Raw genomic sequence first — 21,696 nt, 5'->3', positions numbered from 1 at the left:
TTCAAAAACAAGCCTTTATGGTCCATCCCGCGTTTTATACGGGTTCGGTAACAGTAACTTCAATCTTGAAGCGATCGTACATATTCAGCAGTGTTTGACGCAATTCTTCGAATGAATTCCCTTCCACAATGGCAAAACCCGATCTGGTCATCGTATCGCTCACGTCCCCGGCACGTTGTCCCACTTGATAGGATACATTGAAATCAATGATGCCGGAGATATCTTCATAATCTTCTATCCCTGATATGCTTTGAATCATTCCTGCGCGAGAAGGGAAGCAGATCATACCCGTATATTTATTATTCGTCTGTTGTTTGTTGAACTCATATATTCCAACTTCCAGATCGCTGACTGCCTCGAATAAATCAACACCATGTGTGTTCTTGATACAAGGAGGCATAACATGTGAACCCCCGATTCTTGCACCGATCTCTCCAAATACCACTTCTCCCTCCGAAGTTAGAAAAAGCTCGGCATGTGTTACGGAATGATTAATTCCCAGTGCAGCAATGACCTGTTCATTGACTTCCTTGATGTGGTGAATAAAGTCAGCCTCAGTGCCTTCAGGAAACGTAATGCTGGCAGGTGGCTTCTGCTTAGTAGCAATATCCAAACAGTTATACAGGTATTGGGAAACGGATGAAAATAGAACTTTCCCCTTGGAGACAATGGAATCACAGTGAAACTCTGTACCGTTGATGAACTCCTCCAGCAAGTCCCGTTGCTGCGCTTGTCTAGTATGGTGAAGATAATGGATCAGTTCTTCCATGCTGGACAATTTGAACGTATTTATACTTCCATATCCGCTGAGTGGCTTCACAATAATCGGGAACCCGTGTATATCAGTGAAACGAATGTAATCCTGTTCATGAAGAGCGATTGCAATGTCAGACGTCCGAATTCCTCGTTGATGGAGCATCTGTTTCATAATCCATTTATTGCGGACGGCTTCAGCCTGGTTGCGCTGCATGCCGGGGATACCAAATTCGGATCGAATCTGGCCGCCGATCTCAATCGCATTCTCACCCGGAGTTAACAACGCTACGATGGAGTGGGAACGTCGGATTTCTATAATGTGTTCCCTGATGTCATCCACGGATTCCAAGTGATCCACGTATCTAATCTCATCGAAGAAGTCCTCAAGCAAATCATCATGAAGCAGATTGTGACGTTCAATAATCAGAATTTTTTTGTAATCAGCAAATTTTTTCAAATGTTTTACGAAGTTTAAGCCTGATGGAAGCCTGAAATCAGATATGTATACAATTGTTTTCATAAATCCTCCTTCAATGAAGAACAAAAATTAGAAAAAGACCATTTCATAACATTATATATAAAAATATTCCATTTTCAATACGGTTTTTGTAAAATTTTTGTTACGTTAAAGTGTTAATTGACAACAGGATTTTTTTGGTATACGATCGTACCGGATTTGAATAAAAGGGAGGAAATAGAAAAAAATGGAGATTACTGAAAGCAAATATGCCATACTGGGAACATTGGGAGACGATGAAGGATTCCTGACTTGCAGCATGCATATCGCTAAGAAACTCAACAACTCTGATATAATCAAACCGTACCCCGAATTTGAAGCGGCCGCGGAAGACTTGAAATCAGGGGAAATTTCCTGCCTATTGGTCCCCGGGGCTTATCCCAAGCTCAACAGTTTCATCATGGATTCCGAATTAGTGGTGTCTGAGAGCTTTGTAGAGAAGATTCCTGCGCTGGTTCTATCCGGATTCCATGCGGAATGTCCTGATCAGATCGACGTTATTTTTCATCATCCGGCAACTACATACTTGTTATCTGAACTCAGTATAATCTATAGAGAGAGCAGCACCGTATCGTCCAACCCCGAAGCCTGCAGGAAGGTCATGCATCACACTGAAAGGTCCATTGCGGTCACGAATCAGCTTTGTGCCGATCATTACGGGCTCGTGACCTACAAGGTATTGCGTGAGGGAATCAATATGCCGTGGGTATGTTTTACAAAAAATGTACAGAGGATGAATGCACTCGTATGAAGAGAATAGCTATTATATTGGATAAAAATTTGGAGATTGGCGCCGCAGCGAATGTAGCTGCCTTATTGATGGGACAAGCAGCCCTTAAAGAGCCGGATTTATATTCTGATACACCTGTACTGGATCTTAGCGGCGTTCAGCATGCAGGCATCCGGTATAGCACGGTTATTTTGAAGGCTGGGGAGAATCAATTGATCCAGTTGGCTAAATCCTGTTCAGCTGACAACGACGAAGTGAGCTATGTTGTGTTTTCACAGAAGGGTCAATCACTCAATAATGCATTCGAACAATATGCAGATGAGATCGCTTCGATGGAAATGGAAGTTACCAAAGTTGTAGGTGTCATTGTGTGGGGAGAGGATGACAAGGTTAGGGCCACAACCAAGAAGTTTAGTGTCATGAAATGATGATGGACAAAGGGCAGAAGCTGATCCTGTGGATCACTCTGCCCTTTGTTTACGTATGGAAGGATGGTTACGGGTTACTGACAACGGTGACTTTCTTTTCCGTTAAGTAGTATACAAGCGCCAGCAGAGGCATCACCAGACCAATCAATGTGGTGAGACTCCAACCTCCATGTGCGTAGGACCAGCTGCCAAGAGATGATCCAATTGCGCCCCCTACAAAAAAGATCGACATAAATATCCCGTTTACCCGTCCTCTTGCTTCGCTTAACGAATAAATGATGCGTTGTCCCAGCACCAGATTGCCCGAGACCGCCATATCCAGTGTGATGGCAACGACCACAAGCAAAATAAGGGTAGCGGTAGAGTGACCCTGGAACAGATAGGCAAGCCCAAAAGATGCAACCGCGATGACCATGGCGAGTCCGGTTAAGATGCGGGTTAAACCTTTATCCGCCCATCTTCCGGCAATAGGTGCTGCGATGGCACCCCCAACACCAGCCAGTGCAAACCAGGCAATTCCCTGCTGGGACATGCCATATTCGTTGGCGAGCTGCAAGGGAACTGTAGTCCAGAACAAGCTGAAGGCGCCAAACAGACTGGCCTGATAGAGAGCTCGGCGGCGAAGCATGGGAAATGTTTTGAGCAGGGAACCTAATGACAAAATTAATTGTCCGTACTTCATCGCAGGTTGTGGCTGACGTGCAGGAAGTGCACGTGACAGGAGCAATGTAAGCAATCCGATAATGATTGCCGAGAAGACAAAGACCGCTTGCCAACCGAGCAGGCTTGTAATAAAACTGGCGACTGGCCGAGCCAGCATGATGCCCAGCAGCAGACCACTCATCACATTGCCGACAACCCGTCCGCGTTGCACCTCAGAAGTGAGGTAGGTGGCATAGGGAACTAGAATTTGCGCAACGACTGAACTAATCCCGATGACGAGGGAAGCAGTCAGAAATAAAACGGCATGGGAAGAGAAGGCAGCGGCAATCAATGCAACGACCAGAATGATGAGGAAAAAAGTGACCAGTCGCTTATTCTCCAGAACGTCACTGAGCGGAACGATAAACAGCAGGCCAATAACATATCCGATCTGTGTTAATGTCACAATCAGTCCAGCAGCAGCAGAGGAAAGCCCTGTTGTCACGCCGATTGGTCCTATAACGGTCTGAGCATAATACAGGTTTGCCGCAATCAGCCCGCACGCCGCAGCCAAAAGCAAAATCAACCAGCTTGGAACTGAATGTGACTTCACATCAGGTTGTATATCCATGAGTATCACCCTCCACATGTTCTTAAATTATTTTTTATTCAAGTAAATTAGTATTGCAAATTTTAAATTACTAAACGGTGCGTTTACTAATTACAAACATATAATAAACTAAACGTTTAGTATTGTAAATAGGTGTGGGGATTTTTTTGCATGTCGGAATTAAGGTAAGAACGAAATTGTTTAATGTATCGGTGTTTTAGTATAATGAACGTACAGTTTTTATGAATCACAGATGCATTTGTTGCACCAAGGAGGGCTTATGATGACAGCCAAAAGAGGGCGTCCCCGCAATGTGGAAACCCAGAATGCGATTCTTGCAGCTTCCTATGAATTATTACTGGAACACGGCTTCGGAGCGGTTACGATCGAAAAAATTGCTGAACGTGCTAAGGTGAGCAAAGCAACGATATATAAATGGTGGCCCAATAAAGGTGCTGTCATTATGGATGGGTACATGTCTGCGGCAACGGCAAGATTACCTGTACCGGATACAGGATCGGTATTTGAGGATGTGCGCATTCATGCGAGCAATCTGGTTGTTTTTTTGAGCAGCCGGGAAGGAAAAGTGATCACACAGATTGTCGGAGAGGGACAGTCTGATCCAGGGCTTGCAGAAGAATACCGAACCAGATACATTCAGCCTCGTCGGCGCGAAGCGTGGGGAATTTTCGAAAAAGGTGTAGAACGGGGAGAGTTGAAAAAGGATTGTGACATCGGACTGTGCATAGACCTCGTCTATGGAGCGATGTTCTATCGCATGCTGGTGACTGGCGAAGCGATAGATACTGAATTCGTGCAGCGTTCGTTGATTTCCTTATTTGAAGGGATTAAATCTGGATCATAGAGAAAGACATCTTGGGGGAGGGATAGGGCGATTCGCAAGAATCACCCTGGATACATAAAGGCTTGTGGATGAATGGGGAATGTGTGGAGAATTGAGAACTACACCTGGAAGATCGGTGAGATGGCTGGGGGCCATGAATCGGGAGAAGGCGAAGTGGAAGAGGGAAGAGACTGGTTCAGGATCGGGGGCTCGTTCCATATGAAACTGGGTATTTCGCGTCGTAACACGGGTGCTACATCCTGGGCGAAGCGTTCTACCTGCTCCAGCTGCTCCGCATGGCTGAGTCCATCCACGCTGATGCTCAGTACCTGATGTCCATATGCGGCATGGTAATTGAGGATCTTCTCAATGACCTGCTCTGGACTACCAATCAGTACAGGGCCATGTGCAATGTTATCTTCCAGGTCCTTAAAGGGTGACTGGTTGTGCTGCGCAGCGGCCGTAGCATGAAAGGCCTCATAATAAGGCGTATAACGACGGATCGCCTCTTCGCGTGTATTCGCGAGGTACAGGCTGCCTGCCCCGGAGCCGACCACCGCTCGGTTCGCATCATGACCATAATAATCGAGACGCTCCCGGTAATGATCAATTAACGCTTTATATTTTGCCTGCGGGTGGAAGGAATTCGAGCTAAATATCGGTTCGCCATACTTCGCAGCAAGCTCGGTAGAGCGGGTGCTCGATGCGCTGCCATGCCAGATCGGAATGGACTGCTGGAGCGGTCTCGGCTGAGTGGTAACCTCTTGAAGGGGAGGGCGATACGTTCCCTGCCAGGTTACGTTCTCTTCAGTCCACAGCCGTTTCAGCAGTTCGTAGCGTTCACCGAGCGAATCCCATTGTTCCTCTTCGCTAATGCCAAACAGGGGATAGTGCCGAGGATCATTGCCTTTGCCGATGATCATCTCCAGCCGTCCACCCGATAATTGATCCAGCGTGGCATAATCCTCGGCAACCCGTACCGGATCAAGTATACTAAGAACAGTGACTGTTGTTAGCAACCGGATACGTGAAGTCGCAGCAGCGACGGCGGTCAGCACGACGGGAGGTGAGGAAGACAGAAAAGGTGCGCCATGCCGCTCACCGATCCCATATGCATCGAACCCCAGCCGTTCGGCCAGCTTGGCTTGTTCCAGAATATTGTGGAACTTCTGTTGTGTCGTTAATGATTCACCAGTTACGGCATTTGGAAGATTCATCATGAGACTAAATAAGGCAAATTTCATCTAACCATCTCCTCGGATTGGATTGGAAAAGCACCTGGGTTGTCTAATCCTATGGAAATAGTAGGATATTCAAGATAGAACTAACTTTACCATGTTGCCCTGCATTCTTCTAATGGATTTTTTCTATAAGGCGGATTAAAGCTGCTCAAACCTGGACAAATGGGCAGGAAATTGCCACGATTTTTATTGACCGCTGTAAAATTTAGGATTAAAATTGTGCATATCATATAAATTCAAATTTATGGATTTTCATTGTGGAGGTGGGAGACATGGAACCTACAACTACGATACGCTCCTTTATTGAGGACTACATCAGGAAACAGGGCTATACCCTGCAATACTTTGCCGATATATCGGGTGTGAACGCTGGAACGTTAAGTGCGATCATCAAAGGAACGCGGCCAATTGCCATGGCTCAACTGGATCTGATTACTCAGGGCATGAAGCTGGAAGAAGGTCATTTCTACGAAATTTATGGCGCTGAGTGTTTTGTGGAATCTGCACCGCACTGGAGAAGACTGGAGCCTTTTCTGCAACGTTGCGCCGAGTTGGACAAGCTCGAGTGTATTCAGCGGATAATCCAGCAAGTGACGGATGACCGCTCCTATATCTCCGAATTGTTTGAAATGGCAGAAGGCATGCTTGAACGCGGACAAAAGAAAGCGGCCCGCATGTTATATGAATGTGTCGCGGAGTGTGAGAAGTACCAACACTCGGAACGTCTCGCATTATGCCAATATCGTATTTTCACACTATCTCTGGGTCAGGATCAGCATGAAAATCTCAGGGCGGCCGTGCACTTCGAGCCATATATTAATAGGCTGGATGAAGAGCGGCAACTGGATGCGATCAAGGACCTGGCGAATACATACTTGGCTTTGAGATATTGGGACAAGTCATTTTCACTTGCTGATGATCTGGGACGGAAAGCGGAAATTATCCAATCCTATACTAAGAAAAAAATAAGCAAAGAGAATAGGGTAACAGCCTATCCTTTATTTGTGTACCAGGCATATTCAAACTTGCTTAAAGCCACTGCGTGCGAGTGGAAAGGTGAGTATACTGAGGCACTGTTTTATACAAGAAAAAATGCTGAATTAGCTAGTGTTTTGAATTCTAGCGACGAAGATAAAGTTTATATCGATATGTTTAATAGATGGACTGAGGCCAACACCTACTTATATAATCTGATGATGGGGAAGAAAGAGGTTCTTCCGGTATATCTAGCTTGGGTTGAACAAAATGAAGGAGAAACTCTTACTGCTCTTGTTAAAATTATTGAAGCAGCAAATAAATTTGAAATGGATATAGATTATATTTTACTGAAATTTGATAATTCCTTTAATTTAATGCTGAGTGATAAAACCTTAACTGAAGGGTACAATGAGCAAATGAAGAATGATCAATACTCTAAACTTTTATTTGAACTGGCAATGTATCTTTTTAACAGAGGGCGGTACCCAGAAGGAATGGAAAAGCTTGTCACTTGTCTGAGTTCAGCTATTAGAATTAATAATTCTAATGACATAATACAATGTGTTGCTCTCTTTGAGAGGTATAGGTCTTTTGCATCTAAAGAAGTGGAAAATAACTATCGCAAACTAATGGAGGAGGTTTACGGCTATTATGAAAATAAAAAAAATCATGGCTATACTCTTGTTTAGTGTTGTGATTATTAGTAATTACCCTATAAATCAGTCTGATGTGCAAAATCAGATATACACACCATCAGGACATGGTGCTGGAGTATTGTAAGATAAGGTATAAGAGATATTATCTATGGATACTTTATTGGTTTATTTCCGAATGCGGAAGTAAGCCTTTTTTGTGTTTTCATAGATTGACCGATGTAAAATACCGGATTAAAATTACATTTATTATAAATCATTAAGTAGCTTGGTTGATGGGGGTGGGAGAATTGAAACTTGCACCTACGATACGCACATATATAGAGAATCACATAAGAGAACGAGGATATAAACTACAGCAATTCTCAGATGTCACGGGTGTCAACGTTGGTACATTAAGTGCCATCCTCAAGGGCAGCAGACCTCTAGCTATGAATCAGTTGGATCAAATCACTTCTGGTATGGGGCTGGAGAAGGGATACTTCTACGAAATGTACAGTGTGGAATGTTTTGTGGAAACGGCACCTCATTGGAGGCGTTTGGAGCCGTTCCTGTATCGCTGCGCTGAACTTAACAAGCTAGACTGTATTAAAAAAGTGGTTTATCAGGTTACAGATGATCGATCCTATATTTCAGAACTATTTGAAATGGCAGAGAATCTATATTCCAAAGAAATGAATGAAGCGGCGCTTATTTTATATGAATGTGTAGCCGAAGGTGAGAAATATCAGCATTCGGAAAGATTAGCCTTGTGCCAGTACCGTATTTTTCTTATTAATATTGGTCATGACCAGAAAGTGAACAGACTACTCGTTTCCAAATTTGAACCATTCATAGAACGATTAGATGAAGACTATCAGCTGGATGCAATTAAGGATCTAGCGAATGCATACTGGGGATTACATGAATGGGATAGAATGAGAGACTTAGCCCGCCAATTAGAAAAGCAGTCGGATGTGGCTATGAGACAAACTAAAAAGCTTACTAGTAAAACACAGTATCCACTATATGTATATAAAGCTTATTCTAACTTGCTTATTGCGAATTACCATGATTGCTCCGAAAATTATAAAGAAGCTCTTCGATATACTGATATTTATGAGAAAATCATTGAGACATACGGAATTGAGGATAAGCTCATTGATCGAAAAATTAGATATATGGCTAAACTTAATAAATATTTATATCAAGTAATGATGGGCGTACGAGAAGTTATACCTGATTACATTAATTGTATCGAGAAAGATGAAGCAGAAATTCTTCCTGCTTTGGTTAAAATTCTTCAATCTGCTAACAGGCATCAATATGATGTGGATGATTTATTGATCAAGTTTGAAAAGGAGATTTCTATCCAATTCAGTGATGCTTATTTAAGAGGGGGGTACACAGAACAAAGCTGGTATTATCGAAGAGTTATATTATTTTATGAGCTATCAGTTTATTACTTTAGAAGACATAGGTACGATTCTGGATCGATGTCGCTACTTATAAGTTTGGAGTTATCCATTTTTGTTAAAGATGATGCGGCAACATTAAAGTGTATTGATCTTTATGGAGATTTTAAGAGTCATGTATCTAAAGAATTAGAGAACCAATACAAAACATTAATCAGCTTGCTTCACCCAAATGCGAGTTTGTAAGTATCTGTAGCCTTAATGAAATGTGTAAATCTGTAAGGGAAATATATAAGTTTGCTAATGAAGAAATAAACGTAAAATATCAATAGATATTACAATTGAACAATATTGCATAAATTAATAAATATTCAAACAGCCAACTGTTTTTGCAGTAGGCTATTTTTGTGTTTAATAATCCGGTCGACAAATGGATATAAAAGTTTTCTAAAGAATCATTTTTACAAAATTCTGCAAAACATCATATGTTTTTGTCATTATGAAGGGTTTAAACGAAAAAAATGGAGGATTTAAGCTGTAATCTAAATTGTTTGAAAAAGGGGTGCATGCTGTGAGAGAAATCAAACAGATCAAAGATCAAATCGAGCAGAATCGGCAACATTTGCGTCGGTTGGTGGAGAAACATGGCATGCATGATGATAAGGTTCTTAAGCAGTCTATGGTGCTGGATGAACTGATTAATAAATACATTCGACTAAGAGAGAAATACTAATTTGTTAATGCTCTTATCCTCCACTATGATCCACCCACAGGTGGACCACGTTATCCACCCGTTTGTGGACGCTAGAGCGATGTTCTCCCTGCTATGCTTAAAGCATCAAATCAAGCAAATTACAGGGGGAACAACATATGACAACGAGCATGTGGATTCAGATGATCATCATGTTTGCGGTATTAGTATTTACTTCAATTGGACGAAAGCCAGTACGTTATTATCGGTTATTGCTACCTTTCGTTATTATGGGTTATTATGCAGCCAAATTTCTTAAATACATGACTTTTACAGGCAATAATGTGCTGTTTTTGTTGGTGGCTGTCATTGTAGGAGCAATGTTTGGAATGATTGTGCTGGGAATAACGCGTATGGAATTCGATGCGACGGCAGGTAAGTGGTATACCCGAGTGGGGATAGGTAGTGTGGTCGTTTGGGCGGCGGCATTCCTGCTACGCATTATCCCGGTGGAATGGATCACGCATCATCCGCAGCAAGCATATCACTATGCAATTGAGCATCAATTGGATCTTCAGAATATCGGTCCTGCATTTATATTAATGACGGCTGCTATGGTTTTGGTGCGTGTGGCAGGGATTCTAATCCGCTCCAGAACGAGCAAAGTACAGCATACGATTGGAACATAATTTATAATGGGTTTCTGTCTTTAGTTTTTACGTTAAGGGACTCCATTTTTTCCATGCGTACGATATGTAGTTTGGCGTAAGTGAACTATATCTATATGCGGTAGTTGTGACAATTTTCACGAATTAATGCAAAATGTTGGTTATGAAAATATTATTATGTAAGCAAACATTTTATTTTGCAAAGGAATAAAATATGAATTTTTTGGCAATGTATCCTAAAATGTTTTAAAAAGAGGGGGTGCATGCTGTGAGAGAACCGAAGCAGATTAGAGACCAAATCGAACAGAACAGGCATGAGTTAAGTCGATTGGCGGAATATCATGGCATGCAAGACTACAAAGTCCTTCAACAATCGATGGTATTGGACGAACTAATTAATGAATATAATCGCTTCAAATATAAAAAACACTTTATGAAAAGACAGCCGATTGCATAATGCAGTCGGTTTTTTGATGCAATAGAAGAGTAGTCGACTGTAGCGATACAGTTGGCTTTTTTGCGTTTCCCCGAAAGCCTGCGCTTCAATCTTGAAATTCCGTACCAATCCCATGGTTGGCAGGATAGCCATCGATCATTAAAACTGGATATGATGACCCCAGTTATATCCAGATTGATCTATGAAGAGGGATCATACAATGATCGGGAGAGGGAGGGATGAACGGAAATGATGGACAAGGTACAAGGTTATTTCGGAAGAAATATGAATCTGCGCACCAAGCTGCTCCTGTTGTTCCTGGGGCTGACCTTGCTGCCGCTAAGCTTGCAGGGAGTAGTGAATTACCTGCATTTCTCGCAGACGATTGATCGCAAGACGGAGCAGTTCACCATTGATATTGTTCGCCAGATTAACACCAATCTGAATCGGCTGCTCAAGGACTTCGAGCGGTTGTCGCTCTTGCCGCTCTACGATCAGATGGTGCTCGGCATTCTGGGCAAATACAATGCTCCGATGGGATCGGGTACATGGGCGAGGTCCGATGATTACCTGAAAATGAAGCTCTACACGTCCGGTCAGGCGTATGACCGACCGGAAATTCGTGGCATCCATCTGATTAGCAACAGCGGCATTTTGTTCTCCAATCTGGATTCACTGGCAGTGAATCCGGTATGGGACAGCAGGCAGGATGACTGGTTTGCTGAGCTTAACGGCTCGGAAGGCGAATGGCGTCTGCTTCCTCCGCACGAGCCCAGCTATTACACGGGCAGTCATGAAGAGCCGTATATATCGGTTGCCCGTGAGATTCGTGATCCGGGGACACTCCAGCGACTGGGCTACATCCTGATCGACATCCGGCTGGAAGCTTTCGGTCAGCTCTTGTCCAATCTGAATTTTGAGCAAAATGCGAGCCTGATGATTGTCGACAGCAAGCAGCGGCTCCTATTCGAACGCACCTCAGCCGGAGGCTTGTCCGCATACGACCAACTGTTAACGCATGGCCAGCTTCAAGGCTACGCAGGCAACCAGAAGGTTGTCCTTGATGGGAAGCCCTATCTCTACGTACAGCACCATTCCAGCTATTCAGGACTTTCGGTGATCAGCCTGACACCTATTGCCGTTATTCAGAAGGAATCAGGCGAGATGCTCACGTTTACGTTTGGATTCGCTGTGTTATGTATGGCGGCGGTAGCAGTTCTCGCGGTTCTCTTATCCTACCGCATAACGAGGCCGCTGATTCGATTGAAGCACAATATGATTCGGGTGGAGCAGGGAGACTTTAGCCAGCGCGTAGCGCACTTTAGCAATGATGAGTTCGGACAGATTAGCAGGGGTTTTAACCGGATGATGGAAGAGATCCATCGACTGTTCAACGAGGTATTTCTGTTGGGCATTCAAGAGCGAGAGGCGGAGTTGTCAGCATTGCAGAGCCAGATCAATCCTCATTTTATATACAACACATTAGAGTCCATCAACATGATGGCGGTCCGCCAGAAGCACGCTGAGGTGTCTGATATGGTGACGGCACTTGGCAAGCTGCTGCGTTATACGATTGATAAGGTAGATCGGAGGGTTCCACTTCAGGAAGAATTGGCTTTTGTGCAATCCTATGTACGCATTCAACAAGTACGTTATGACGGCAAGCTGGAGGTAATCTATGACATCGATGAAGCTGCTACAGATTGTCTGATTCCCAAGCTGGTATTGCAACCGCTGGTGGAGAACGCGGTCTACCATGGCATTGAAGGGCAGGCGGATGGCGGGGTGATCTGGGTATCTGCATTGAAATTTGATGATGAGCTGCTGATTATTGTACGTGACAATGGCAAAGGCATGGCTCAGGCGGAGATTGATGAATTAAATGAATCCATTGCTCGGCAGCCCTCCAATGAGGCATTGCGCTGTCATGCGGGGGACAGGCTGGGACTTAACAATATCGCCCAAAGGCTCCGACTCATGTATGGAGAAGGCGGCAGCCTGAGCGTCGATGGCAGTCCCGGGCAGGGCCTGGCGGTGACGATATCCATTCAACTTCAACCGAAAGGGGAATGAAGCGCATGTATAAAGTATTGCTTGTGGAGGATGAGACGGTCATCCGTCAGGGACTGAGAGAGCTGATTGTACAGGCGGCTCCTCAGTTCGAGGTAACAGGTGAAGCTTCTAGCGGAGTCGAGGCACTGGATTTTCTGAGATGTGAAGTACCGGATGTGTTGATCACGGATATTCGCATGCGTGGAATGGACGGATTGACACTGGTATCCAAAGCAAGAGATATGTACCCTGAACTGCTGATGATCATCATAAGCGGGTACGGGGAGTTTGAATATGCACGCAGGGCGATGGAGTACGGGGTGTTGAACTATCTGCTGAAGCCGATTGAACGTCATGAACTGGCGTTATGCATCCAAAAAATTCAGTTGCTGCTGGATCGCAGGTACGGCATTTCAACCCTTCCAGTCACGGAGCCATCTGGGAAAGCAGAGCACTCCGGCGGAGATGCGCGAAAGATTATCCGAGATGTGAAGGAGCACATCAAGCAGCACCCCGATGGGGACCTGCGACTTCAGACCATAGCAGCTCTGGTTCATCTGAACCCCACCTATCTAAGCCAGTTGTTCAAGAACGAAACAGGAACCAATTACTCCGAATACGTTGCTGAGGCTCGTATGGAACGGGCCAAGTGGCTGCTGGTTAACACAGGGCTCAAAATCTATGATGTTGCAAGGTTATCCGGGCATCAGAGTCCCAAGCACTTCATGCTGGTATTCAAGCAGCAGGTGGGATGGACAGCAGGGGAATATCGTGACCGATTCAGCATTTCTTGAAATACCATACCATTTCTGTAATTGACGTGATTTATGAGCGGGCGATGCCTTCGTTATACTTTGGTTGCACATGTATACCACTACGTCCATAAGGGGGATTTTCATGAAAAAAGCAGGACTGATATTGCTACTCTTACTCATGATGGTTGCTTCAATCGGGTGCACAAGCTCCAATTCCGGAAGTGATCCTGGGCAAGCAGCCGGGGAGAATGGAGAGGTTGAGCTGAAATTCATGATGTGGGGCAATCAGGCACATATGGATGTATACAACAAGCTGATCGATGGCTTCACGCAGGAAAATCCAGGCATCAAGGTGACGATGGAATCCGTTCCTTTCGCAGAATACCAGCAAAAAATTTCGGTGCTTGCCGCTGGAGGCTCTCTCCCGGATATCGCATGGGTATCAGAGCGGATGGTGCCACAATTCAAATCCAATCACATCCTGGCTGATGTATCCGAGTTCAAGGATGATGTCCAGTTCAAACTGGATGATTATATACCAAGTACACTGGATTTGTTCCGTGATGGCGATCAGCTGCTGGGGCTGCCTTTTTCCACACCTCCGGTGGTTATGTTCTACAATAAAACGCTGTTCGACAAGGCCAGCCTGACCGACCCGAATACACTTGCCAGCCAAGGGCAATGGACATGGGAACAGTTCGAGAAGTCCGCCAAGGCGATTACCAGCAAGGAGGCGACCAACCGGATCTATGGCGCCAACTTTTTTCGCGATTGGAAGACATGGGCTGTGCTCTCCTCATATTCCTGGTCCAATGGCAGCGGCCCGTTCGACGAAGGCATGACGAAGTTCACCTGGAACGATGCTTATGGCGTACAGACCTTTGAACTGCTGGAGCGCATGATGTTCACCGATGAATCGCATCCAAAAGCAGGCGAGCAGGTCAGCTTCGATGCTGGCAATGTGGGCATGTTCTTCGATAACTACAGCTATGTTTCCAAGGCAAGAGAGATTACGGATTTTGAATGGAGTATCGCTCCTATGCCTTCCGGCTCACAGGGCAGCGTACCGATGCTGGGGCAGGCTGGATATGCCATGTTCAACGACAGCAAGCATCCGGAGGAAACCAAGAAGCTGTTGAAGTATTTTGCCAGTGAGCAGGGTATTCAGGCGACGGCCACCTATTTTGTGCCTCCGCGTACCTCTGTGCTGAACTCCGATGCGTTCATTAATCAGCCGAATAATCCGAGCAAGGAGCATATTGTGCAGGCGGTGATTAATGAAATGCCAAAAGCGCGCTTGATTCCCGGTCATATCCGTTGGCAGGATATCGACAATGCGGTATTGCAGGGATTTGATCGATTGTTCGCTCGTTCAGCGACACCCGAGGATAATCTGAAGCAAATGCAGGAAGAGATCCAAAGCGTACTGCAACAATAAATCATTTTATAGAAACAGGAGGTGAGCATAATGGGCAAATTCAAGGAATTGCTTGATCGGAAATCGCTGTCACTTGTGGTCAGCCTCCCCGAGAACGATCTATCTTTGGCCCGGGCAGCAATTGAAGAGGGCGCTGATGCACTGAAGGTGCATTATAATGTCGGTCATCGCGCCAGCGGGAATCATTTTGGTCCACTGGACAACTATGCCGAAGTTTTTCAGGCGATTCGTAGCGAGTTTGACGGTCCGCTTGGGGTCGTGCCATCCGGCAGTATTGATGGAGCAAGGCGAGAGGATGTGGAGCGGCTTTCCGGGCTGGGTTTTGACTTCTATTCGATCTATGCACATCACTTGCCTTCCTTCATGCTGGATAATCTGGGGCTGGAACCCACGTTTGCAATCAACGACGAATATGAACCTTCTCTCGTCACGTCTGCGGCCCATTACGGCTTCACCGCCCTGGAGGCATCTATTGTGCCTGGAAATGAATATGGTACACCGCTAAGCTTTGCGGACGTGCTCAAGTATCGCCGTCTGGTCTTGCAGGCGCAAATTCCGGTATTGGTTCCTTCTCAGCGTAAGCTGGTGCCGGAGGATGTTCGGGTGCTGCACGATACCGGAGTCAAGGCGATCATGCTTGGAGCGGTCGTAACAGGCAGAGCAGAGGAGCAGCTGCGAAGGGCTGTTAACGCCTTCCGTAATGCGGTGGACAATCTGAACCGTCCAGACTAGAGGAAGAAAATTGATAAAGGGGAGGGCCTGACTGTGACCCATTCACGCAAGCGTACAGGAAGAGGTCCGCTCGCCAGAGAGGCCCAGATCGCGGGATGGCTGTTTGTATCACCGATGGTGCTCGGGTTTACCCTGCTGCTGCTGTTTCCCATGGGTCTCGCGCTATACATGAGCCTGACCGACTGGCCGCTGCTGGGGGATCATCATTTTATTGGACTGGAGAATTACCGGAATGTGATGACAGACGCCATGTTCTGGAAAGTGCTCGCCAATACGGTTTATTTCACTGCGGGGCTTGTGCCGCTTAACATTGTGCTTGCTTTGCTGCTCGCATTGCTGCTATCCAGAAGTTTGCGCGGCATCGGGATTTTTCGAACAGCCATCTTCGTTCCGGTCATGACCTCGCTGATTGTATGGTCCATCGTATGGAAGCTGATGTATGCCACAGAGTCGGGACTGATCAATCAGCTTCTGTTAATGATAGGCATCAAGGGTCCGGCCTGGCTCTACAATCAGGATCTGGCGATGCCTGCGGTTATTGTGACGAGTGTACTGAAAAATGTGGGTCTGAATATGGTGTTGTTCATTGCAGCCATTCAGCAGGTGCCGCGTTCGCTTTACGAAGCGGCAACACTGGATGGCGCGGGCAGAAGGGGAACTTTCTTTAACGTCACGCTGCCCATGATTACGCCAACGGTGTTTCTAACCATGGTCATGACTGTGATTGGCTCGCTCAAGGTGTTTGGACAGATCTACGTCATGACACAGGGAGGGCCGAGCAACAGCACAAAGGTATTGGTCTATTATATCTGGGAAAAAGCATTCAAATTATTTCAGTTCGGCTACGCTTCTTCGCTTGCGTATGTGCTGTTCTTTATCGTGCTGATTTTGACACTGCTGCAATGGCAGCTTCGAAAGAGGTGGGTATTCAATGAAGGCGATGCCTAATTCTTCGATTCGCAAGACAGGCAGTGCCCTTGGGACGTATTTGCTGCTGACTCTGATCTCGCTGATCATGCTTGTTCCATTTATCTGGATGATATCGACGTCATTCAAGGAGCCCCAGAGCATATTTACCTATCCACCACAGTGGATACCGGATACCTTCCGATTTCAGAACTACATCGATGTCTTTCGATTGATTCCGTTTCATCGTTTTTATTTTAACAGTGTATATATTGCTGCTGTGGTTGTGTTGGGTACGGTGTTCTTTGCATCACTCGCCGGGTATGCATTTGCCAAAATTCCGTTCAAGGGACGTAATGTGGTATTTCTCATCCTGCTGAGTGCGATGATGATTCCCCATGAGGTGACGGCAATTCCCATGTTTCTGTTCATGCGGCAGCTGGGATGGATTGATACACATCTTCCGCTGATTTTACTGCCGATCTTTGGGGCGGGCGGCGTGTTTGGCATCTTTGTGATGCGGCAGTTCTTCATTACAGTACCCACCGAGCTGGAGGAAGCGGCGATGATTGACGGCTGCAACCGATTCAAGATCTATGCACGTATTATGCTTCCGATTGCCAAGCCCGGTATGGCTACGCTGACAATCTTTACGTTTGTGACGATCTGGAATGAGTTTTTCGATCCGTTGATTTTCATTAACTCGCGAGAACTGATGACGCTGCCGCTTGGGTTATCCTTGTTCACGGATGAAGTGGGAACAGCCTGGCAATATCTGATGAGTGCCACTGTTATGGCGACCCTGCCGCTGCTGATTGTTTTTTTCCTGGCACAACGGCGCTTCATTGAGGGAGTTGCCATGACAGGACTGAAAGAGTAGTCCATGCAATAGAACGGAAGGAGTGATAACTTGAGTGAACGGATAAGGATGAGGTTGAAAAGGGAAGAAGCGGATGTGGTTGTTGTGGGAGGGGGTCCGGCGGGTATAGCGGCAGCCATTGCTGCTGGACGACAAGGTGTTCGAGTAGTACTGGTGGAGCGGTACGGGTTCGTTGGTGGAATGTCGACTGCCGCCATGGTCTACCCTTGGATGACCTTCCATACGGAGAGTGGTGAGCAGGTGATTCGAGGCATCGCCCAGGAAATCGTTGACCGACTGCAGGCACGTGGCGGCTCTCCGGGGCATCTTCGGGATACGGTTGGATTTGTTCATACGGTTACGCCTTACCATCCGGCGATCTATCAGGTGGTAGCGGCAGAAATGCTGCAGGAGGCGGGTGTCCGGTTGTTATTGCACAGCTTCGTGGATGAAGTGGTTATGGTGGATGATCGGGTAGAGGCGGTACGTCTGACGAATAAATCTGGGCGAATGGAGCTAAGAGCGAACGTATTCGTGGATGCCAGCGGTGATGCGGATGCGGCTTATCTTGCGGGCGCTTCTGTTGCAAAGGGGCGAGACGGCGATCACCAATCACAGCCGATGACCATGAAATTCCGAATGCGTGGTGTGGACCTTGGACGAGTAAAACAATACATGCAGGAGCACCCGGAGGATTTCTATGCCAAGACCCCTTTCTCCGAACTGGACAGTATTCCGTTAACCGGGGTGAGCGGCTTCTATTCCCAATGGAAAAAAGCAGGTGTGCCGATTAATCGGGATCAGGTATTATTTTTTACCGGACCGGCTGAAGATGAAGTATTGATTAACTGCACCCGGGTGCAGGGGCTGGATGCTACAGATGCAGAGGATCTGACTTCTGCGGAACAGGAAGGTCGGAAGCAGGTGCTGATGATCGCTGAGTTTCTGCAGCGCGACGTGCCTGGCTTCGAAAGGGCTTCCATCTCAGCGGTAGCACCGCAGATCGGTATCCGTGAATCCAGACGAATCATCGGGCATTATGCGTTGACCAAGGACGATGTGGTTGCAGGGCGAAAGTTTGACGATGTAATCGCCAGAAGTGGCTATCCGATTGATATTCATGATCCTTCCGGTCAAGGCGTCGTAGCCGCTTTTATAGAAGGAGACGGAGCATACGATATTCCGTACCGCTCTCTGATTTCCCGCAATATTCGCAATCTGCTGGCGGCAGGACGCTGTATCTCCACCACACATGAGGCTCACGCAACGACAAGGCTGACTCCAAGCTGTATGGCTACGGGGCAGGCTGCGGGAACAGCAGCCGCTTTAGCTGTTCAGATGAAGCTAGATCCGTTGGAGCTGTCGGTAGCGGTGCTGCAAAAGGAACTACGCCGTAACGGAGCAGCGATCTAGGGGATGAGCTGGTTGTGGGCGAATTAATAGTGGGAGTGAGTTTTAATTGAATCACTGGGGCGTAAATTTTAACGAACCTGAGACGTCTAATTTGGGGATATCAGCTGATATGAAAAATGTAACGAATCTCAGTGAAGTTATTTCACCTCAAAACACTGAAATAGCGGGTAAAAGCGGGTGAATCAGAGGAATAGAGCGTCTACGATTCGTTAGATTAGAAACAGTCTCACAAATGGCTAAATAAGCTTCCCTCAGTTCGTTAGAAATTGGTGGGAAGTCCTAGTGAATTTATGAGCATAACTGTAGGTCCCAAAAAAACTCTAAGTCCACTGCATACGTGGATTTAGAGTCTTTGGGACGCTTTCCTTCTTTTTATCAAATTCGGTTCTTTCCTTCATATCTATTTCCATCGTATCTAATCAACCATGAAGCCTAGGTTGCTTCAAGTTACTTCAAGTTACTTCATGTTACTTCATGTTTCATATTCCTTCTTGCCTTATTCCTTCCATGCATCAAGTCATTCGTGCTTCAAGCCGCCGTGCCACAATGGACAACGTGTAGTTGATGACGAAGTATAATACGGCTGCGAGCAGCAAGGCAGGGATGACGTAATCGAAGCTCTGCCCACCAAGGATCTGCACATTGTGCATCAGTTCTGGCAGGGAGATGATGATCGCCAGTGAAGTGTCCTTCAGCAAGGAGATGAACTGGCTCACCATCGGTGGCGACATGCGCCGCAAAGCCTGAGGCATAATGATGCCGCCAAGTGTCTGCATGTAGCTCAGTCCCGAGGAACGGGCGGCTTCCACCTGACCACGTTCTATCGATTTGAGTCCGCTGCGGACAATCTCTGCGATCATGGCGCCTTCGAACAGACTTAGTCCAACAACCGTGGACCAGAAGACAGACATTTTGATCCCGAGCTGGGGAAGTACGATATGAATGAAGAAAATGATCAGCAGCAGCGGCAGATTCCGAATCGTATCCACGATGACGGCCACAATCTGTGACAGGACCGGAATTCGGGTGTATCGAACGGTACCAAGCACGGTGCCGAGTACAAAGCTGAATACAATCGACAAACCTGCCACTTGCAGAGTGATCAGGAATCCGTGCAGCAGGAAACGAAGGTTGGGCCAGGCGTAGGCCCCGCTAAAGTCCATGGATCATCGGCCTCCTTCTGTGTGCGGACAGAAAATGAAATAATTTGGAAAAATTAGCTGCATAGCATAGTAGATAGTAGAGTTGCACCTTAAACTGGTGTACTAAACACAGAGAGAATATCGTTCGAATTTTACATGGTGACCTGACCCGTTGGTTTGTTCTTTTTTGGTTTGCCTTTGGTTCGGCTGGCGTCAGCATCGCTTTGTCCGAAACGGCGCTCCATATAGTGAACCAGGAAGCTGAGCGGTAAAGTCAACACCAGGTAGAATAGCGCAACAATGGTGTAGACGCTCAGTGGTAGGAATGTATCCGAGTTGATCAGATCGGCAAAATACATCAGATCCATACCCGCTACGACCGCGAGGATGGATGAGTTTTTGACCAAATTGATAAACTGGTTGCCAATGGACGGCAATACAATCTTGATCGCTTGTGGCAAAATGATCAGGTTCATGGCCTGTACGTAGGACAGACCGGAAGATCTCGCCGCCTCTAACTGCCCGCGGGGGACTGTCTGAATGCCCGCCCGGATTGCTTCGGCAATGAAAGCGGCCGTATAGATGGTCAGACCGAGTGTACCCGAGATGAAGCCATCCAATGAAATGCCGAGTGCCGGCAAGCCAAGGTAGAAGAAAAATACGACGAGCAGCAGCGGGATGTTGCGGATAAACTCCACAAAAGCCGTGCCGATCCAGTTGAGCGGTTTAATGGGGGATATCCGAAAGATAGCCATAATTGCACCAAGAATAAAGCTGCCAATCAAGGCCATGATGCTCACCTGGATGGTGTTGAGGAACCCTTCCAGGAATCGATCCGAGTGTTTAATCAGTATACTGAAGTCCAATTTGCCCATGTAGGCGAAGCCTCCGTTCTCCAGAGGTAGAAGCGGCGATTGCGTCCTATCCATGCATGGCACAGCATAGGCGAGGTCGCCGCTTAACCATCATTAATCGGGGTTACTCGGGCTTGCTGCCCAGCCATTTCTCGTGCAACGTATCATATTCTCCGCTGTCCTTCATGCTTTTGAGCAGGCTGTTTACTTCTTCAACGAAGGCAGTGTCGCCTTTGCGAATCGCCATGCCGTAAGGTTCGCTCGTGAAATTGCCACCAACCAGCTTGAAGTTGTTATCGGTCTGCTGCATGCCGATCAGGATAATGTTATCGGTCGTCAATGCTTCGCCTTTACCCGCTTTGAGGGCTGTGAAGGCATCCTGATAATTGTCGTATTCGAGGACCTCGGCATCCGGGGCTTTTTCCCGAATATTTTGCGCAGAAGTCGAGCCTTTGACGGCAAGTACCTTCACACCGCCGAGACTTTCGAGACCGGTAATCGGGCTGTCGTTTTTCACAAGCAGGGATTGCCCGGCTTCAAAATAGACATCACTGAAATCCACTTGTTCCTTACGTTCATCCGTAATCGTCATCGTGGCGATGATGATATCAATGTCGCCGTTTTGCAGCATCGGAATGCGCGTTTTGGACGTTACTTCCTTCAGTTCTACCTTCGTTTCGTCTCCAAGAATCTGTTTGGCAAGTGCTTTGGCGATATCAATATCGAATCCTTCGACTTCGCCGCTTGCGGGGTCTTTCAAACCGAACAATTTGGTATCATATTTCACGCCGGCAATGAGCTTGCCGCGCTCTTTAATCTGTTCAATGGTGCCTTTGGCTTCGGTACTCCCACCAGAACCGCTGCTGCTTTCCTCTCCAGTGCTACAACCGGACAATACAAGGGATAGAATCAAAACAAGCATAAACGACGGCCACTTTAATACATTTTTCATTTGGT

General features: G+C 46.5%; 21 protein-coding genes. 15 read left to right on the top strand and 6 right to left on the bottom strand.

The window, feature by feature from the left end; translation table 11 throughout:
- Nucleotides 1-34: 34 nt before the first annotated feature.
- On the bottom strand, nucleotides 35-1,276 hold the full coding sequence (locus HW560_RS03385) for an ATP-grasp domain-containing protein (protein WP_179262046.1): 1,242 nt from the start codon (nucleotides 1,274-1,276) through the stop codon (nucleotides 35-37).
- 184 nt (nucleotides 1,277-1,460) lie between these two features.
- Between HW560_RS03385 and HW560_RS03380 the strand changes: the two genes are divergently transcribed.
- Both HW560_RS03380 and HW560_RS03375 read left to right on the top strand, forming a co-directional pair.
- Nucleotides 1,461-2,024, top strand: a complete 564-nt coding sequence (locus HW560_RS03380) for a type 2 periplasmic-binding domain-containing protein (protein ID WP_090904072.1) — start codon at nucleotides 1,461-1,463, stop codon at nucleotides 2,022-2,024.
- Nucleotides 2,021-2,431 (top strand): DUF2000 family protein, encoded by a 411-nt coding sequence (locus HW560_RS03375; RefSeq protein WP_090904073.1) that lies wholly within the window; start codon nucleotides 2,021-2,023, stop codon nucleotides 2,429-2,431. Before HW560_RS03380 ends, HW560_RS03375 begins: the two co-directional genes overlap by 4 nt.
- A 67-nt stretch (nucleotides 2,432-2,498) precedes the next feature.
- Here the strand turns inward: HW560_RS03375 and HW560_RS03370 are convergent, their stop codons facing one another.
- A complete protein-coding gene (locus HW560_RS03370) occupies nucleotides 2,499-3,704 on the bottom strand; it encodes an MFS transporter (RefSeq protein WP_179262044.1) in 1,206 nt (401 codons plus the stop codon).
- A gap of 262 nt (nucleotides 3,705-3,966) precedes the next feature.
- On the opposite strand from HW560_RS03370, the gene HW560_RS03365 reads away from it, so the two are divergent.
- Nucleotides 3,967-4,548: a TetR/AcrR family transcriptional regulator gene (locus tag HW560_RS03365; RefSeq protein WP_109999324.1), complete on the top strand. Its 582-nt coding sequence runs from the start codon at nucleotides 3,967-3,969 to the stop codon at nucleotides 4,546-4,548.
- A 98-nt stretch (nucleotides 4,549-4,646) separates the two neighbouring features.
- On the opposite strand, the gene HW560_RS03360 is transcribed toward HW560_RS03365, so the two are convergent.
- Complete coding sequence (locus HW560_RS03360) at nucleotides 4,647-5,771, bottom strand: LLM class flavin-dependent oxidoreductase (protein WP_090904076.1); 1,125 nt, start codon at nucleotides 5,769-5,771, stop codon at nucleotides 4,647-4,649.
- Between the two features lie 269 nt (nucleotides 5,772-6,040).
- Here HW560_RS03360 and HW560_RS03355 point away from each other — a divergent pair, with 269 nt between their 5' ends.
- The 12 genes from HW560_RS03355 to HW560_RS03300 all read left to right on the top strand — a co-directional run bounded on the left by HW560_RS03355 (nucleotide 6,041) and on the right by HW560_RS03300 (nucleotide 18,743).
- The gene (locus HW560_RS03355; RefSeq protein WP_179262042.1) at nucleotides 6,041-7,435 is read left to right on the top strand and encodes a transcriptional regulator; all 1,395 of its coding nucleotides are present in this window, start codon (nucleotides 6,041-6,043) and stop codon (nucleotides 7,433-7,435) included.
- 254 nt (nucleotides 7,436-7,689) lie between these two features.
- Nucleotides 7,690-9,039, top strand: a complete 1,350-nt coding sequence (locus HW560_RS03350; protein ID WP_179262040.1) for a transcriptional regulator — start codon at nucleotides 7,690-7,692, stop codon at nucleotides 9,037-9,039.
- A gap of 325 nt (nucleotides 9,040-9,364) precedes the next feature.
- The gene (locus tag HW560_RS03345; protein WP_111620111.1) at nucleotides 9,365-9,526 is read left to right on the top strand and encodes an aspartyl-phosphate phosphatase Spo0E family protein; all 162 of its coding nucleotides are present in this window, start codon (nucleotides 9,365-9,367) and stop codon (nucleotides 9,524-9,526) included.
- A 137-nt stretch (nucleotides 9,527-9,663) separates the two neighbouring features.
- Nucleotides 9,664-10,173 (top strand): DUF1453 family protein, encoded by a 510-nt coding sequence (locus tag HW560_RS03340; protein ID WP_179262038.1) that lies wholly within the window; start codon nucleotides 9,664-9,666, stop codon nucleotides 10,171-10,173.
- A 247-nt stretch (nucleotides 10,174-10,420) separates the two neighbouring features.
- Entirely contained in the window at nucleotides 10,421-10,609 is a 189-nt protein-coding gene (locus HW560_RS03335; RefSeq protein WP_064642743.1) for an aspartyl-phosphate phosphatase Spo0E family protein, read from the top strand.
- Between the two features lie 228 nt (nucleotides 10,610-10,837).
- On the top strand, nucleotides 10,838-12,661 hold the full coding sequence (locus HW560_RS03330) for a cache domain-containing sensor histidine kinase (RefSeq protein ID WP_179262036.1): 1,824 nt from the start codon (nucleotides 10,838-10,840) through the stop codon (nucleotides 12,659-12,661).
- A gap of 5 nt (nucleotides 12,662-12,666) precedes the next feature.
- On the top strand, nucleotides 12,667-13,434 hold the full coding sequence (locus HW560_RS03325; protein WP_090904082.1) for a response regulator transcription factor: 768 nt from the start codon (nucleotides 12,667-12,669) through the stop codon (nucleotides 13,432-13,434).
- A 103-nt stretch (nucleotides 13,435-13,537) separates the two neighbouring features.
- Nucleotides 13,538-14,833 carry an ABC transporter substrate-binding protein gene (locus tag HW560_RS03320; protein WP_179262034.1) on the top strand — a complete coding sequence of 432 codons (1,296 nt, stop codon included), beginning with the start codon at nucleotides 13,538-13,540 and terminating at the stop codon, nucleotides 14,831-14,833.
- A gap of 30 nt (nucleotides 14,834-14,863) precedes the next feature.
- A complete protein-coding gene (locus HW560_RS03315; RefSeq protein ID WP_179262032.1) occupies nucleotides 14,864-15,565 on the top strand; it encodes a beta/alpha barrel domain-containing protein in 702 nt (233 codons plus the stop codon).
- 33 nt (nucleotides 15,566-15,598) lie between these two features.
- Nucleotides 15,599-16,513: a carbohydrate ABC transporter permease gene (locus HW560_RS03310; RefSeq protein WP_179262030.1), complete on the top strand. Its 915-nt coding sequence runs from the start codon at nucleotides 15,599-15,601 to the stop codon at nucleotides 16,511-16,513.
- Nucleotides 16,497-17,351, top strand: a complete 855-nt coding sequence (locus HW560_RS03305) for a carbohydrate ABC transporter permease (protein WP_179262029.1) — start codon at nucleotides 16,497-16,499, stop codon at nucleotides 17,349-17,351. Before HW560_RS03310 ends, HW560_RS03305 begins: the two co-directional genes overlap by 17 nt.
- A gap of 48 nt (nucleotides 17,352-17,399) precedes the next feature.
- Nucleotides 17,400-18,743, top strand: a complete 1,344-nt coding sequence (locus tag HW560_RS03300) for an FAD-dependent oxidoreductase (RefSeq protein WP_090904086.1) — start codon at nucleotides 17,400-17,402, stop codon at nucleotides 18,741-18,743.
- A 512-nt stretch (nucleotides 18,744-19,255) separates the two neighbouring features.
- Here HW560_RS03300 and HW560_RS03295 read toward each other — a convergent pair.
- The 3 genes from HW560_RS03295 to HW560_RS03285 all read right to left on the bottom strand — a co-directional run bounded on the left by HW560_RS03295 (nucleotide 19,256) and on the right by HW560_RS03285 (nucleotide 21,691).
- Complete coding sequence (locus tag HW560_RS03295; RefSeq protein WP_063566273.1) at nucleotides 19,256-19,906, bottom strand: amino acid ABC transporter permease; 651 nt, start codon at nucleotides 19,904-19,906, stop codon at nucleotides 19,256-19,258.
- A 131-nt stretch (nucleotides 19,907-20,037) separates the two neighbouring features.
- Entirely contained in the window at nucleotides 20,038-20,760 is a 723-nt protein-coding gene (locus HW560_RS03290) for an amino acid ABC transporter permease (protein WP_090904088.1), read from the bottom strand.
- Nucleotides 20,761-20,863: 103 nt separating this feature from the next.
- Nucleotides 20,864-21,691 (bottom strand): transporter substrate-binding domain-containing protein, encoded by an 828-nt coding sequence (locus HW560_RS03285; protein WP_179262027.1) that lies wholly within the window; start codon nucleotides 21,689-21,691, stop codon nucleotides 20,864-20,866.
- Nucleotides 21,692-21,696: the final 5 nt, after the last annotated feature.

The sequence above is a fragment of the Paenibacillus sp. E222 genome, from assembly GCF_013401555.1.
GTDB lineage: Bacteria > Bacillota > Bacilli > Paenibacillales > Paenibacillaceae > Paenibacillus.
This window is presented reverse-complemented; position numbering and strand designations above follow the sequence as displayed.